Annotated in this window: 11 protein-coding genes; 6 read left to right on the forward strand and 5 right to left on the reverse strand. The window is 53.9% G+C overall.

Annotated features, from left to right (window positions below; translation table 11 throughout):
• Positions 1–56: 56 nt before the first annotated feature.
• The 6 genes from tgt (at position 57) to ahbC (ending at position 8,608) form a co-directional block, all read left to right on the forward strand.
• Positions 57–1,181 carry a tRNA guanosine(34) transglycosylase Tgt gene (gene tgt, locus NOU37_08630; protein MCQ4575296.1) on the forward strand — a complete coding sequence of 375 codons (1,125 nt, stop codon included), beginning with the start codon at positions 57–59 and terminating at the stop codon, positions 1,179–1,181.
• Entirely contained in the window at positions 1,178–1,498 is a 321-nt protein-coding gene (gene yajC / locus NOU37_08635; protein ID MCQ4575297.1) for a preprotein translocase subunit YajC, read from the forward strand. Before tgt ends, yajC begins: the two co-directional genes overlap by 4 nt.
• A 69-nt stretch (positions 1,499–1,567) precedes the next feature.
• Positions 1,568–5,125 carry a protein translocase subunit SecD gene (gene secD, locus NOU37_08640; protein MCQ4575298.1) on the forward strand — a complete coding sequence of 1,186 codons (3,558 nt, stop codon included), beginning with the start codon at positions 1,568–1,570 and terminating at the stop codon, positions 5,123–5,125.
• Between the two features lie 51 nt (positions 5,126–5,176).
• Positions 5,177–6,127 carry a LysM peptidoglycan-binding domain-containing protein gene (locus NOU37_08645; protein ID MCQ4575299.1) on the forward strand — a complete coding sequence of 317 codons (951 nt, stop codon included), beginning with the start codon at positions 5,177–5,179 and terminating at the stop codon, positions 6,125–6,127.
• A gap of 31 nt (positions 6,128–6,158) precedes the next feature.
• Positions 6,159–7,298, forward strand: coding sequence for a PQQ-binding-like beta-propeller repeat protein (locus tag NOU37_08650; protein ID MCQ4575300.1), 1,140 nt, complete (start codon positions 6,159–6,161; stop codon positions 7,296–7,298).
• 107 nt (positions 7,299–7,405) lie between these two features.
• Positions 7,406–8,608: a 12,18-didecarboxysiroheme deacetylase gene (ahbC, locus tag NOU37_08655; GenBank protein ID MCQ4575301.1), complete on the forward strand. Its 1,203-nt coding sequence runs from the start codon at positions 7,406–7,408 to the stop codon at positions 8,606–8,608.
• A gap of 26 nt (positions 8,609–8,634) precedes the next feature.
• Here ahbC and NOU37_08660 read toward each other — a convergent pair whose 3' ends face one another.
• The 5 genes from NOU37_08660 to groL form a co-directional block, all read right to left on the reverse strand.
• Complete coding sequence (locus tag NOU37_08660; GenBank protein ID MCQ4575302.1) at positions 8,635–9,840, reverse strand: alanine--glyoxylate aminotransferase family protein; 1,206 nt, start codon at positions 9,838–9,840, stop codon at positions 8,635–8,637.
• 154 nt (positions 9,841–9,994) lie between these two features.
• A complete protein-coding gene (locus NOU37_08665; GenBank protein MCQ4575303.1) occupies positions 9,995–10,186 on the reverse strand; it encodes a hypothetical protein in 192 nt (63 codons plus the stop codon).
• Between the two features lie 69 nt (positions 10,187–10,255).
• The gene (lon, locus tag NOU37_08670; GenBank protein ID MCQ4575304.1) at positions 10,256–12,706 is read right to left on the reverse strand and encodes an endopeptidase La; all 2,451 of its coding nucleotides are present in this window, start codon (positions 12,704–12,706) and stop codon (positions 10,256–10,258) included.
• A gap of 39 nt (positions 12,707–12,745) precedes the next feature.
• Positions 12,746–13,165, reverse strand: coding sequence for an Hsp20/alpha crystallin family protein (locus NOU37_08675; protein ID MCQ4575305.1), 420 nt, complete (start codon positions 13,163–13,165; stop codon positions 12,746–12,748).
• Between the two features lie 203 nt (positions 13,166–13,368).
• On the reverse strand, positions 13,369–15,003 hold the full coding sequence (groL, locus tag NOU37_08680; protein ID MCQ4575306.1) for a chaperonin GroEL: 1,635 nt from the start codon (positions 15,001–15,003) through the stop codon (positions 13,369–13,371).
• Between the last annotated feature and the right edge of the window lie 464 nt (positions 15,004–15,467).

Consider the following 15,467-nt stretch of genomic DNA (forward strand, 5'->3'; position numbering starts at 1 on the left):
TGCCGGCTAATGAGGCGCACGAACCGTGAAGGGTGGGCAGGCAGGGAGACTGTTTTTTGCGGTTCAGGGTATTAGGGACAGATAGCCGCTCAAATGCGAGATACGGTGAGATAGAAACGGGCCATGGGACAATAAAGACTCCGGTCTTTATGCCCGTTGGGACCCAGGCAACGGTAAAGACGTTAACACCCGTCCAGCTTAAGGAGCTGGGTGTAGAGGCCATTATATGCAATGCGTATCACCTGAGCCTCAGGCCGGGCCAGCAGGTTGTGAAGGATTTGGGTGGTATTCACCGCTTCATGGGCTGGGACAGGGCTATTGCCACCGACAGCGGCGGGTATCAGGTATTTTCCCTGAAAAATATTACCCGGATCTCTGAAGAGGGTGTAGAATTTTCTTCCCCCGTTGCGGGGGAGCCTGTATTCTTCACACCGGAGAAGGTGATGGATATTCAGATGACTCTGGGAAGTGATATAATGATGCCGTTTGACCATTGTGTTTCTTATCCGTGTGAGCGTGACGACGCGAAAGAGGCCATGCTCAGGACCAGTAGATGGGCCGGGAGGTGTCAGGCCGCCTTATCCGCCCGCAGGCCGGGTAAGCACGCCCTTTTTGGTATAATACAGGGCAGTGTATTCAAGGACCTGCGCCTGGAGAGCGTGGAACGCCTGGGTGAAATGGACCTGGACGGCTACGCCGTGGGCGGGCTGAGCGTGGGAGAGGGCCGGTATCTTATGAACGAAGTACTGGATTATACCATAGAAAAGCTCCCGTGGGATAAGCCGCGTTACCTCATGGGTGTGGGTCCGCCGGCAGATATTATGGACGCCGTCGAAAAGGGTGTGGACATGTTTGACTGCGTGCTGCCGACGCGTAACGGCCGAAATGGCTGCGCCTTCACCTGGAGCGGGAAGATAAAGCTCTTTAACAGCGTTTACAGGAACGACCAAAGGCCCCTGGACGACAGATGTGGCTGCTATACGTGCAGGACGTTCTCCCGCGCCTACCTGCGACATCTGTTTTTCGCAGGAGAGATACTGGCTATGACGCTTGTGTCTCTGCATAACGTGTATTTCTTTCAGGAGATAATGTCCGGCGCCCGTGAGGCCATCCTTAACGGAACCTTTGGCAGTTTTAAAAATAGGCTTGTTGAGGCCCAAGAAAAGGAGAACGATAAATGATTTTCCTAGCTCAAGCACCAGTCCACCCGTCTGTGTTCTGGGCCACTATGGTGCCATTTCTAATAATGGCCACTATCATCTATTTGTTTATCATCAGACCCCAGAAGACAAAAGAGGCGCGGAGACTGGAGATGCTTGCCGGCATAAAGAAGAACGACAAGGTAATAACCAGTGGGGGTGTACACGGCACGGTTCTTAACGTCAAGGAAACGGAACTTGTGCTTCTGATAGACACCAACAAAGATATTAAAATAAAGATAGAAAGAGACGCCGTTACGTCTGTGCTGAATAAGGGAGAGAAAGACAGTGAGGGCTGAGCTGGCCACTAACTCCCGTAAGATTTAAGACAACCTGCACCTGGACGAGGAGGATAAGAAGAGAGGAAAATGCCTAAGGAAATCTACCGCTGGAAGATGCCACTTATAGTAATCTTGATTGCCGTTGCCATCTTTGCCCTTTATCCGCCGACCAACAAGGTGATGAAGGTTGAGAAGATAAAGGAAGTCGACGGGCAGGTCGTGGAACGGGAAATAATAGAAAAGTCGTGGATGACCTTTTTGATGGGGAAACCTGTCCGCAAAGAGGTTATCATCAGGGAGGAAATTGGCGCTGACGGCAAGAAAATAACCGAAAAAATTGTGGAAGAGATAGCCAGGGGTAGAGTAAAGCTGGGTCTGGACCTCAGGGGTGGGTCTGAGCTCACATACAAGGTAAGGATCTCACCCGCTGAGGATAAGCCGGGGATTACCCAGGAGGTTATAGACGTACTGGAGAAGAGAATAGACCCCAGAGGCATAATGGAGTACAGGATACAGGAGCAGGGATACCACCGCATCCTTATTCAGGTTCCGGGCGCCAGCCACTACGAGACAGAAAAGCTCAAGGAGCGGATAGTGCGGCTGGGGAAGCTTGAATTCAGGATTGGCGCGCCAAGAGACTCTAAGGAGTACAAAGACGCCCTCGAGGGTAAACCCGTGGCGGGTTACTACAAGCATTGGGTCGGAAAAAAGAAGGGAGAGACGGGCGAGCTTACGGAAGAATGGTACCTGGTACGGAACAAGATAGAGCTCAGCGGAGAGAATTTGTCCAGGGTCTATCCCGACCGCAAGAACGTGCAACCCGTAGTAGGCTTTGAGTTTAATACCGAGGGCAAGGCAAAGTTCAGCCAGCTCACCGAGCGGAATATCGGGAAGCCGCTTGCCATTATTCTCGACGATATACTGTACTCCTCGCCGGTTATCCGCGAGCGTATACCGGGCCGGGGCATTATCGAGGGGAACTTCACACAGGAAGAGGTCAATAATCTCCTGGCTATTATGCGGGCAGGAAGCCTTCCGGCCGACCTTGACCTGGAAATGGAAATAAGCGTAGGCCCCAGCCTGGGTAGAGATTCTATCAGACACGGTCTAACGGCAGGTCTTGTGGGTGGCGCATTTGTCGTGTTCTTCATGGCGACATATTATCTTGGCGCGGGCCTGGTCGCCAACATGGCGCTGGGTTTAAACATGCTTCTTGTCATAGGGACCCTGGCACTTTTAGGAGCCACGCTGACCCTTCCCGGTATCGCGGGACTGGTGTTGATTGTAGGTATGGCGGTAGACGCCAACGTGCTGATCTTTGAGAGAATCAGGGAAGAGATAAACAGGGGTAAGGCAATACCGCAGGCGCTGAAGACCGGTTACGAAAAGGCATTTACCACAATTATCGACTCGAACCTGACCACACTTATCACCGCCCTCATACTCTACGCCGTGGGTACCGGTCCCGTTAAGGGTTTCGGTATAACCCTGACGATCGGCCTCCTGGTCAACCTCTTTACCGCCATATTCGTTACCAGGGTGATATTTGAGATCCTGGACATGAAGGCGTTCAGGATGTTACAGTTCTTCCAGAGACCACACCTGCAACTCCTCAGTTTCTTTAAGGTGACGGCCCTGGCATCGGTCGTGTTGATTGCCATCGGGCTGACGGTCTTTACGTGGCGGGGCAACGACAAGTACGATATAGACTTTACGGGTGGCACGCTGGTACATCTACAACTGGCTGACCCCACACCAACCGGGGCCGTAAGGGACGCATTGGCCAACGCAGGCTATGACAACGCAGAGGTCCAGGGCATCTGGGATACAGCCACCGTATCTGCGGCAGAGGCGTCAGAGTTTGGAATAAGGATAAAGGGCATAAGCGATGAAAAGGCCTCCGAGAAACTGGAAAACGACGTCAAAAAGGCCCTTGGCAACCGGTTGGGCGATATGGCGTTCGGCGCGACGCCCGCAATTTTGAAGCTGACACTGCAGGCCCCGGCAGAGGAATCTGAACTCAGAGCACAGCTTGCCAACATGGGATATACCAACGAGGACATAATATCACTTTATCCCGTCGGTGTAACGACTAAGAGCTTTAAGATTACCGTACCAACCTTAAGAGATATAAATGCGCGTGTTGAGACCACGGAACTTCTTTCCCAGGGTATACCAGGTCTGGCCTTTAACGAGGTAAACCTAAGTTTTGGAGAGATGAGAGAGGTAGCGCCCCAGGCAGTTGCGCCGGGGATGATGCCCATCGCCCGGGGCGGGCTTGAATGTGACCTCAGCAGCCCTGTAGACCCTCAGCTTCTCGAGCTGGAGCTCGAAAGGTGGGGTTTTACAGACGTTGTCGTCATAATGCGAGAAGAGAGGACGAGAAAAGCACGCAGTTCGCGGCTTGAGATACGCGGCCCGGTGAACACTTTGACCGAGATAAAGGAGGGGATGGAAAAAACCGTCAAGCTCCCCGCGTTTACGTTCCTGACGGACACCTCTCTGAGGATAGAACTGGACAGCCCTCAAGAAAAACAGGTCCTGAAAGACCATCTCACGGCACTCGGTGTCACCCGGCTAATCTCTCTGAACGCGCCGTCCGAGTCCTTCTCAATAGAGATGAACCCCTTAAGCGCCAGCAAGGTCCAAGAGAAGATAAGTGACGACATAATTGATACGTTCAAGGACAGTTTTCTCCATGAAAAGACAGGTGTGAGCTTTGAAGACCTGCCGGAGACGGCCGGCGCGGAGGGGTCCGCCACAGAGCCGGAAGCGGCTGAATCCCTGGTGCTTATGACCCCTGGCAAACCCATGATAAAGGAGAGAATAGAGGACATACTCTCAAAAGCGGGCTACGCCGGTGCGCTGGCAGAGACCCTTGAACCGGGAAAGACCTATCGCTCTGTGAAGATCCGTATAAAGACCACAGAGGTTGAGGCGATGAAGGCTGACCTGACCAAGGCCCTTATGGTTACCGATCCGCTGAAGAGGGTGGTAAGTATTGGTTCAACGGTTGCCGGAGAGATGAAGAACAGGGCGGTTTTGGCACTTATATTTGCCTTGTTTGCCATTATCATTTATATATGGATTCGCTTCGGCGAGATCAAGTTCGGCGTTGCCGCGGTCTTAGCCCTTATACATGACGTGCTCTTTGCTATGGGGGCGGTAGCCGTGGCGGGTTGTTATCCCGCTATCTTTGGCGACGTCAAGATGAACCTCGCCATGGTAGCCTCCTTCCTCACGCTCATCGGTTATTCGCTCAACGATACTATTGTGGTTTTCGACAGGATAAGGGAGAACATGGCCGGTAAAAAGACGGTGAGCGAGGAGTTGGTCAATGAAAGCATAAATCAAACCTTGAACCGGACGGTAATAACGTCTGTAACCACGTTCTTCGTGATATCGTCCCTCTATTTCCTGGGCGGTACGGAGATACACGGTTTTGCGTTTGTTATGATGGTTGGTGTGGTGGTTGGTACGTATTCTTCTATATTTGTTGCGAGCCCCGTCCTTGTCTACTGGTCAACGGTAAGGAAGGGCTTTGGTTTTGTGTTTTTAGTTTTGACTGCGCCCCTGTGGATCCCCTGGAAAGTGATTAAGAGCTTACTTGGGGGCGGGAGCAGTATTCGTCCACGCAGGGCGTAGAAAGACGGAAGGATTTGGGGTGGCGCCTTTTACTGTTTTTCAGGAGGCGTTATGTCTACAGGAAGAAAGAGCATTATCAGAAGATGGGAGACACAGGTAGGAATAGGGGTGGCAGTTGCGTGCTTTGCGGTGCTGGGTGTGTTTCTTGGTCTAAAGATCGGGAGTGATAAGCCGGATAAGGCCATAAAGACGCAGCAGACCGAGAAAGCCTCTATCGTTAAGAAAGCCCCGCGCACCAAAGCGGCCAGACCGGCCGAAGTGGTGCTGAAGGTTGATAAAAGGACTCTAGGGATCCCCGACCTGGGCGGGCCAGGCAGGGAAGTATCAGATTTGCCGCCAGAGGCTTATGGAGAAGGTGAACCTGTTGAGGCGGAAGACGCCCTGGTTCTGTACAAGAGTAACAGGTTGAAAGCGGCGCGGCATGGGCGGCCATCGGTGGTTGAATATTTATCAGAACGAAGGCAGGAAACGGTTTTTGAGGAACCTCCTGCGATAGCGTCTTCTTCTGAGGAGATGGTCGCAGCTAGTGATATGGGAGTAAGCGGCACGGCAGTTGCCGAAGACGCCGTAACGTCGGCGGAGAGTGGCGTCGAGGATAAGGTTGCAGCCGCCTTCCCCAGGGCACATAAGGTCAGGCCCAGTGACACACTGATGGACATCTCAAAAGAGTATTACGGTACCGTATCAAAGTGGAACCTAATCTATGAAACAAACGGCCTGTCGAACAGAGACATATTAATTGTTGGTCAGGAGTTGGTAATCCCGTCCCTGGACTCCCAGGCTGTTCCGCAGCAAAAACCCGTGGTGAAGAAGGTGTCATCCAGCGGCAGGAGAGGTTCATTAGGAGTCGCCCACAGGGTGCAACGCGGCGATACACTGCGGAAGCTGGCCAAGGCATACTACAAAGACGAGTCAGGATGGAAGAAGATTTCCAAGGCGAACAAGGGGGCTCTGAAAGGCCGGGAAACGCTTAAACCAGGGGAGGTGCTTATAATCCCCTGATTAAACATCTGTTGGTATCGGAGAGAGAAACATGGGAAATGCTATGGTAAGGAGGATGCTGCGCCTTTGCTGTTTAACGGGCTTTGTTCTGGCCCTGAGTGGAGGCGCCTACGAACTCAGGGCACAGGTTATGAGCAGTCCGTTTCCTTTGTTCAAGCATGACCTGCAACATACAGGGAGGAGTAAACACAAAGGCGCTCAAACTGCAAACTGCAAGTGGACGTATCCGTCAAATGACCAGATCGTCTCTTCGCCTGTTGTGAGCGATAGCGGAATAATCTATTTTGGGAGCCTGGACGGGAACCTGTACGCGGTAAAACCTGACGGGCATACCAAGTGGTTCTTTACCACGAGGAGCGACATCTTTTCCACACCCGCCATTGACACTGCCGGCACGATATACGTGGGCACCAGCGGCAACTTCCTGTATGCCATCGGGAAGGACATGAAGCAGAGATGGAAGTTCAGGACCGGGGGGGCCATCCTGTCGTCTCCAAACATAGGCCCGGACGGGACCATCTACATAGGGAGTATGGACGGCAAGCTCTACGCCATAACCTCTGACGGGGTCACCCGGTGGACTTATCAGACCGGTGACAGCATAGCGGTTTCCTCTCCAGCCGTGGCCTCAAACGGTACCATTTACGTGGGCTCCAGAGACAGGAAGCTCCATGCCGTAGACGCGAAAACCGGAAAAAAGAAGTGGGTCTTCCTCGCAGGCGACAAGGTCGATTCCGCACCATCTGTCGGGGATGACGGCACCGTATATTTCGGCGCCAATAACGGGATACTGTACGCCCTGGACCCGAACGGTAAACAGCAGTGGAAGTATGAGACGGGGTCCTGGATATACGCCTCCCCCTCCATAGGTGCTGACGGCACGATTTATTTTGGGGCGAAGGACGGCAAGATTTACGCATTGGACAAGGACGGCAAGCTGAAGTGGAGCTTTTCTACCGGAGACGGCGTGAGTTCTTCCTCGGCCATAGGTTCTGACGGGACGATATACGTCGGTTCGTGGGACAGCAAGCTCTATGCCATCGACCCTGACGGCAAACTCAAATGGAGCTACGACACGGGCGCCTCCATAGCCAGTTCACCGGCAATCGCCTCCGACGGCACCGTCTACGTGGGATGCGATAGCGGCACGCTGTACGCGTTCGGGGAGTAGTAGTACTTTTTCCCTGACAGGTGTATAGAAAGCGGTATCTTGACCGGAGCAGCACTTTTGTGATATAAACGAGAAAGTGCTTGTAATCGAGGAGGGGTAGTGTCTGCATGATAGGTATATCTAAATTATACTGTGGGACCGTTGAACCGTCGGATGCGCTCCGCTACGGCAGGCAGTCGAAGCGGCTCCCGTCACATCTCCTCCAGTTCTCCAGCGACAAGAAACCCGTTGTGGTATGGAACATGGGCCAGCGCTGCAACCTGAAGTGTATACACTGCTACTCCCAGTCGAGAGACATAGAGTATCCCGGTGAACTTACGACCGAGGAAGCAAAGGCCATGCTCGACGACCTTGCCAACTACGGCGCCCCCGTTATACTCTTCTCCGGCGGCGAACCCCTTATGAGGGAAGACCTCCTCGAACTCGCCCATCACGCCAAGAGCAAGGGCCTCCGGGCCGTGATAAGCACAAACGGCACCCTGATTACAAGAGAAAAGGCGAAGGAGCTTAAGTCTGTCGGCCTCTCCTACGTCGGCGTAAGCCTCGACGGCATGAAAGAGACCAACGACCGCTTCCGCGCCGTTGAGGGCGCCTTTGACATGGCCATCCAGGGTATCAGGAACTGCATGGCCGAAGGAATAAAGGTCGGCCTTCGCTTTACGATAAACAAGGGGAACGCGCAGGATATCCCCGATATATTCGAGCTTATCTATAACGAGGGCATCCCCAGGGTATGCTTCTACCATCTGGTCTATGCCGGAAGGGGTTCCAAGCTCATAAAGGAAGACCTCAACCACGAGGAGACGCGCCGGGTGGTCGACCTTATTATGGATAAGACAAGAGAGATGCATGGCCGGGGCCATAAGCTTGAGGTGCTGACGGTCGACAACCACGCGGACGGGCCGTACCTCTACCTGCGCATGAAGGGGGAAAACCCGAAGAGGGCCGCCGAGGTCTACGAACTCCTACAGATGAACGAGGGCAACAGTTCTGGCAAGGGCCTCGCCTGCATAAGCTGGGACGGGGCCGTGCACCCGGACCAGTTCTGGAGGCACATCATACTGGGCAACGTGAAAGACAGGCCGTTTAGCGAGATATGGGACGATATATCCAACCCGCTCATGGCCCGGCTGAAGGACAAAAAACCACACCTCAAGGGCCGCTGCGCCGAGTGCCGGTGGCTGAACATCTGCGGCGGTAACTTCAGGGCGCGCGCCGAGGCCTATTACGGCGACATGTGGGCCCCCGACCCGGCCTGTTACCTCAGCGACGAAGAGATCGGCATCGCCGTAGGCGCCGCACGGGAATAAAACCCACCGTCATTATTCATTCAAATTCAAGCCTTTGGATTTGACGTAACCCCCGCCCGCGGCCTTTTCTCCGCGTGAGGAGAGGCTTTTTTGTCGTCCATTAACAAACGCTGCGCGGTTGCGACACCTCTGCCCGGCTCTACCGGGTAGCCGCTGTCGTGCAGGCCCTTCTCCACGGCGGCGATGGCCGTTATGACGTCAAAATCATTCATGTAACCCACGTGCGCCATACGGAATATCCGGCCCTTCAACTCGACCTGCCCGCCGGCTATGCTGACGCCGTATTTGTCCCTCAGATTCCTTATGAAAGCCACGCCGTCTACGCCGTCAGGCACCTTGACCGCCGTCAGTATATCGCAGGGTTGCCGGGCGAAGAGTTCCAGCCCCAGGGCCTTTACGGCCTCTCTTGTGGCCCGTGCGAGCCGTGCGTGCCTGGCCCAGACGTTTTCCAGACCCTCCTCCTTTATCATCTCCAGCGCCGTCTTAAGGGCCACAACAAGCGACACGGCGGGCGTGAAGGGTGTGGTGTCCTTCTTGAGCGCCTTATCCATGACACGGAGGTCCCAGTAGTATCTGGGCAGGCCCGCCTTTTTTATCGCGTCCTGCGCCGTAGGTCTGACAGCCGCGAAGGCCAGACCCGGTGGCATCATAAGGCCCTTCTGTGAACTGGTTACCGCCACGTCCACCTGCCATTTGTCCATAAAAAACGGGCTTACGCCGACAGCCGTTATGGCGTCAACTATTAAAAGAACCGGATAACCCTTGACTATGCCGGCAATGGTCTCAATATCATTCTGCACCCCTGTCGATGTCTCGCACTGGGTGATAAAAACAGCCTTAATGGACTTATTTTTCTCAAGCGCGGCCTCTATCGCCTCCGGTTCTGCGGCGCTGCCGTATTCCACGTCCACGCAAACTGTCTTCACCCCGTACGCCTCGCAGAGTTCGGCCCATCGCTCCCCGAACTTACCGCCGCGCGCTACCAGGGCCGTGTCACCCCTTGATAGCAGGTTGACCACGCATGCCTCCATCGCACCCGTGCCGGATGAGGTGAACGTGTAGACCTTGCCCTCTCTGGTCTGGAACAGGTCTTTGAGGTCTTCCGAGACCACTGCAAGCAGCCTGGAGAATTCGGGCGTGCGGTGGTGTATAAGCGGAGCCGCCTCTGCCAGAGATACCTCCGGCGGTACAGGCGTAGGCCCCGGCGTAAATAGGTAATGCTTCTTTACCATGGTTTTATGTCTAAAGGATTAAGAACTCTCCAAAAACCCTCAGGTTAAACGGGAAAGCGTTATAAAAGTAATTGCGTATTATAGTTTGATGCGGGGCGCTGTCAACAAAATCAAGCCGTCCGGGCGGTCGAGACGTTTCAAAACCGGAACCCCCCTATTCCTTCTTCCGCCTCTCCCGCATCTCGTTATAGAGCAGGATGGACTCGAGGTCGGGCAGGATGGAAAGGGCCAGCTGCCGCTCCACCTGCGCTTCCTTCAGCAGTTTTGCCAGTTTGCCGCCCTCTTCATACGTCAGACCAATCAGGATTTCATCCATCACCTTGCGCCTGTCAACCACTCGTACCATGGCAGTCCTCTTCAACTATGATTAAAGGTTACGCCGGTCAGTTGGCTGGAGGGGCCGAAGATCTTGACGTTACGTCACCTTTACGAGCTTTTCTCCCGCTTTTCTTCCCTGGTCTTTTTGCTCCGCGGTCCCAAAGACGATGGGGAACATCTCATCTATCTTCTCGACAAAGTGGAAGTCAATATCGGCCTTAATCTTTTCGGGCACGTCTACGAGGTCCTTGTCGTTCCTTTTTGGCATTACCAGGACCGAGATACCGGCCCTCTTCGCGGCCAGGACCTTTTCTTTAATACCGCCTACCGGCAGCACCTTGCCCCTTAGCGTTATTTCACCTGTCATTGCCACCTCTGGCAGTACGGGTCGCTGCGTGAGGAGGGATATAAGGGACATTGCCATGGTTACACCCGCTGACGGACCGTCCTTGGGTATCGCCCCCGCGGGCACGTGTATGTGGAAGTCGTATTTTGTAAAATCCTCAAGCGATATGCCTAGTTCCTTTGTCTTGGAGCGCACGTAGCTCATAGCCGCCTCGGCAGACTCCTTCATAACCTCGCCCAGAGACCCGGTGAGTGTCAGCTTGCCGGAGCCGGGCATGTAGGTAGATTCTATAAAGAGTATGTCTCCGCCCGTGGGAGTCCACGCCAACCCGGTAGCAACGCCGGGTTCTGCAGTCCGCTCCGCTATCTCACTGAAGTATACAGGAGGTCCGAGAAGTTCGTCCAGAGAATCCGCCTTTATCGTCATAGATTTGACCTTTTCGGCCGCGACCTCCTTTGCCACCTTTCGGCATAGGGTGGCTATAGTCCTCTCAAGGTTTCTCAGGCCCGCTTCCTTTGTGTAGGTGCTTATGACGGTCTCCAGGGCGTCGTCTTCAATGGTTATGGCCTTCTCGCTGAGGCCGTGTTCCTTTATCTGCTTGGGTATTAAGAACTGTCTGGCTATGGATATCTTTTCCTCTTGCGTGTACCCCGGCAGTTCCAGGACCTCCATGCGGTCCTTGAGGGCCGGGGGAACGGGGTCAAGGAAGTTGGCGGTGGTGATGAACATGACCTTTGAGACGTCAAACGGCACCTCAAGATAATGGTCTGAGAAGGCGAAGTTCTGTTCAGGGTCGAGGACCTCAAGCAGCGCGCTGGCCGGGTCGCCACGGAAGTCCGTGCCAAGCTTGTCTATCTCGTCCATCATAAAGACGGGGTTGTTTGACTCGGCCTTGCGGAGTTGCTGGATAATCCTCCCCGGCAGGGCGCCTATGTACGTACGGCGATGGCCCCTTATCTCAGCCTCGTCTCTTACGCCGCCGAGCGATATGCGCACGAACTTGCGTCCGAGTGCGCGGGCGATAGACTTGCCGAGAGACGTCTTCCCCGTCCCCGGAGGGCCGACAAAACACAAGATGGGGCCCTTCATGTCCTCCTTCAGCTTGCGCACCGCAAGATACTCCAGGATCCTCTCCTTCACCTTTTTCAGGTCATAGTGGTCTTCGTCGAGCACCTTTTGCGCGGCGTTAATGTCCAGGTTATCAGTCGTGCTCACGTTCCAGGGAAGCGACAGAACCCAGTCCAGATATGTGCGTGAAACGGTATACTCGGCGGCCTGAGGGGGCATGTTTTCGAGCCGGGCCAGTTCTCGTTCCGCCTCTTTTTTGGCCTCGGGAGGCAGCTTGATCTCTTCTATTTTCTTCCTGAGTTCGTTAACCTCCACGGTGCGCTCATCGCCTTCACCCAGTTCGTCCTGTATGGCCTTGAGCTGCTGGCGGAGGTAGTATTCCCTCTGGCCCTTATCTACCTTACTCCTCACCTGGCCCTGAATCTTTTTGGCCATCTCCAGCACCTCCATCTCATGGTTGATGAAGGTGTTCACCTTTTTCAGCCTTTGCTTTACGTTTACGGTCTCAAGTATCTCTTCCTTCTCCTGCAGGCTTATCGACAGGTGGGAGGCAATCATATCTGCCAGCCTGCCGGGGTGTTCTATGTTCATAACCGCGATCTTCAGCTCCTCGGGGAGGTTAGCGGCCATGGATATCATCTTCAAGAACAGGTCCGAAGCGCTGCGGGTCAGGGCGTCCATTTCCATTCCCGTTTCCACTTCGTCCTCAAGGGTATGTACCTTTGCGACGAGGTAAGGGTCTTTTTGTGTAAACTCGTCAATCTTGAGGCGCGAGGTTCCCTGAATCAGCATCCTTGCCGAGTTATCCGGCATCCGCAGCATTTGAAGGACTATTACGGCGGTGGCGTATTCATAAATATCTTCCGGCTGCACATCCCCTTCCTTCTTCCCTTCCCTCTGGAGGCTCAGCCCCAGAAGTCTTTTTCCCGTAAGGACGTTATCGAGAAGTTTTAGCTCCTTTTCCGTGGAGACGCCGAGGGCGGTCACCATCTGCGGGAAGACTACGGTGTCCACGACAGGGAGTATCGGCAGTTCGGAAGGTATTTCAACCTCATCGTGTACAAGGACGTCGTCCGGAGCCGGTAATATCTTACTGTCTTTTTCCAGAGAAGATGGTTTCTCCTTGCTTCCCATATTTTTCTGCCTCTGAAAAGATGTACCGGACAAGGCGCGTTACAGGTAGATTCTTACGGCCTTTTCTGTCCTTCGGGGTTCCTGAGACTTGGGCACGGTGATCGCCAGAAAGCCGTCTTTGTAGTGAGCTTCAATTTTGTCTTCATCTACGTACTTTGGGAGAGTGATGCTTCTCTCAAAATATCCGTATCTCACCTCCATAACATAGAAACACAGCTTTTTGTGTTCCGAAGGGTCCAGTCTTTTGCCGCTTATCACCAGGGTATTGCCTTCAAGCACGATGGAGATGTCCTTCTCTCTGGCCCCGGCTACTGCCATTTTTATTATAAATGCCTCTTCCGTTTCATAAACATCGGTTGGTGGTCGCCAGGTCTCAGTATCGAAGGAGTGGAAGGGATTTTTAATGCATATAAATTCCTGGAAGATTTTGTCCATCTTGAAACTGGGGGGCACCGCCATTATCGCCTCCTAACAGTATCATTTAACGGTACTTAGAAACTACTCTTGACAGTTAGTTTACCATAGCCGGGTATAAAATTCAAAAACTTTTTAGCCCTGGCCAGCGGCTCTTCGTGACGAGTCGTGTCGGGGGGGGTGTAGTGATAAAGAAGATTAAGGCGCGGGCCTTTTGCCGTTAGCCCGCCTCTTTTTCACCGGGTTCTCTAGTACATGTCTCCATACCCGCCGTATCCGCCGGGCATAGGTGGCGCGGCTTTCTTCTTTTCAGGAATTTGTCCTACAAGTGCATCCGTAGTCAGCAGGAGAGCCGCCACGCTGACGGCGTTTTGGAGCGCGCACCTGACAACTTTAGTCGGGTCAATGATACCCTCTTTTATCATGTCGCAGTATTTGTTCTTGCTTGCGTCATAGCCGAAGTTGTCGTTGCCGTCCATGATCTTTTCTACGACTACCGGCCCGTGAATTCCCGCGTTGGAAGCTATCTGTGAGGTGGGTGCCCTCAGCGCGCGACGCAGGATGTCAACGCCGACAGCCTCACCGCCCTTCAGCTTCAGCCCGTCGAGGGCCGAGAGGCTCCTTAAGAGTGCCACTCCGCCACCGGGGAGTATGCCTTCCTCCACCGCCGCGCGGGTAGCGTGAAGGGCGTCCTCCACCCTGGCCTTCTTCTCCTTCATCTCGCTCTCCGTCGCAGCGCCTACTTCTATTTGCGCCACGCCGCCAGCCAGCTTCGCCAGCCTCTCCTCCAACTTCTCACGGTCGTAGTCGGACGTAGTCGCGCTTATCTCATTTCTCATCTGTTCTATACGGCCCTGTATGGCCTTACTGTCACCGGCGCCCTCGATGATGGTGGTGTTCTCTTTTTCGATAACCACCTTCTTTGCCCTGCCCAGGTCGCTTAGTTTAACCCCCTCTATGTCTACGCCCAGGTCTTCAAATATGGCGTTTCCGCCCGTCAGGATGGCTATGTCCTGGAGCATCGCCTTGCGCTTGTCACCGTACCCCGGAGCCTTGACGGCGGCACACTTAAGCACACCGCGGAGTTTGTTGACCACTATCAGGGTCAGCGCCTCTCCCTCCACGTCTTCCGCTATTATCAACAGGGGTTTCCCCTGCTGGGCCACCTGTTCCAGAACGGGTACGATGCTCTTTGCGGTGCTTATCTTTTTCTCATGTATGAGCACATACGGCTCCTCCAGGACGGCCTCCATGCCCTTCGGGTCCGTTATGAAGTACGGTGAGAGATAGCCCTTGTCGAACTGAAGCCCTTCAATCCATTTTACGGTGGTCTCCAGGCTTTTACCCTCTTCCACGGTGATAACGCCGTCCTTGCCCACCTTCTCCATCGCATCGGCTATGATCTTGCCCACCTCATGGTCATGGTTTGACGCGACAGTGCCGACCTGCTCTATCTCCTTACGTCCTTTGACGGGGATACTTATCTGTTTGAGTTTCTTTACCACGGCCGCAGCCGCCTTATCGATTCCACGCTTCAGGGCCATCGCATTCTCACCGGCCGTTACGTTCTTCAGCCCCTCGATGAAGATTGCCTCCGCCAGCACCGTTGCCGTCGTGGTGCCGTCACCGGCCACGTCACTGGTCTTCGCCGAGACGGACTTCACCATCTGCGCACCTATATTCTCTAAATGGTCTTCAAGCTCTATCTCTTTGGCAACGGTGACACCGTCCTTGGTTATGGTGGGCGAGCCGAAGCTCTTTTGCAGTATCACGTTCCGGCCCCTCGGGCCTAGAGTTATCTTTACGGCGTCTGAGAGCTTCTTAATGCCGTTACGGATGGCCTCCCAGGCCTCCTGGTTGAAGACTATCTTTTTGGCTGGCATCTCTATCTCCTCTTTCTATATTGAAACTTATCTAATAAGTTAGCAAACCCAGTGCCAAAATTCCAGGCCCAAAACAATGGGTGAGTGTGCGTATAAGTGTTGTGTGTGTAGTACATTAAGTTGCGATATGACATTCCGTCCCCTCCCCCAGCGGCTGTCAAATTGGCAGTGTCTTGTATTTTTAACCATCCGCCTTTTTGCATGTTTTTGCGTAGGGACAGGGCTTGTCCCTGTCCGCGGACAGCCGCAAGGGCTGTCCCTACAATAAACTTTGCTTCCACAGAATGACGTTGGCCAAATTTCTTCTACTGCGGTTCGGCGTATTCCTTGGAGAACAGGCGGTTTACTCTGGTGTCGGCCTCAAGGAGGCCGGTAAGGATCAGTTCTATACCCGTCTCGGAGACGATGTATTCTTGCCCCTCGTCGGTGGTAAGGGGCTGGTTGTGCGCAATCTTGTTTATCAT

Origin of the sequence: Candidatus Bathyanammoxibius amoris, from assembly GCA_024451685.1 — a bacterium.
Classification (GTDB): domain Bacteria; phylum Planctomycetota; class Brocadiia; order Brocadiales; family Bathyanammoxibiaceae; genus Bathyanammoxibius; species Bathyanammoxibius amoris.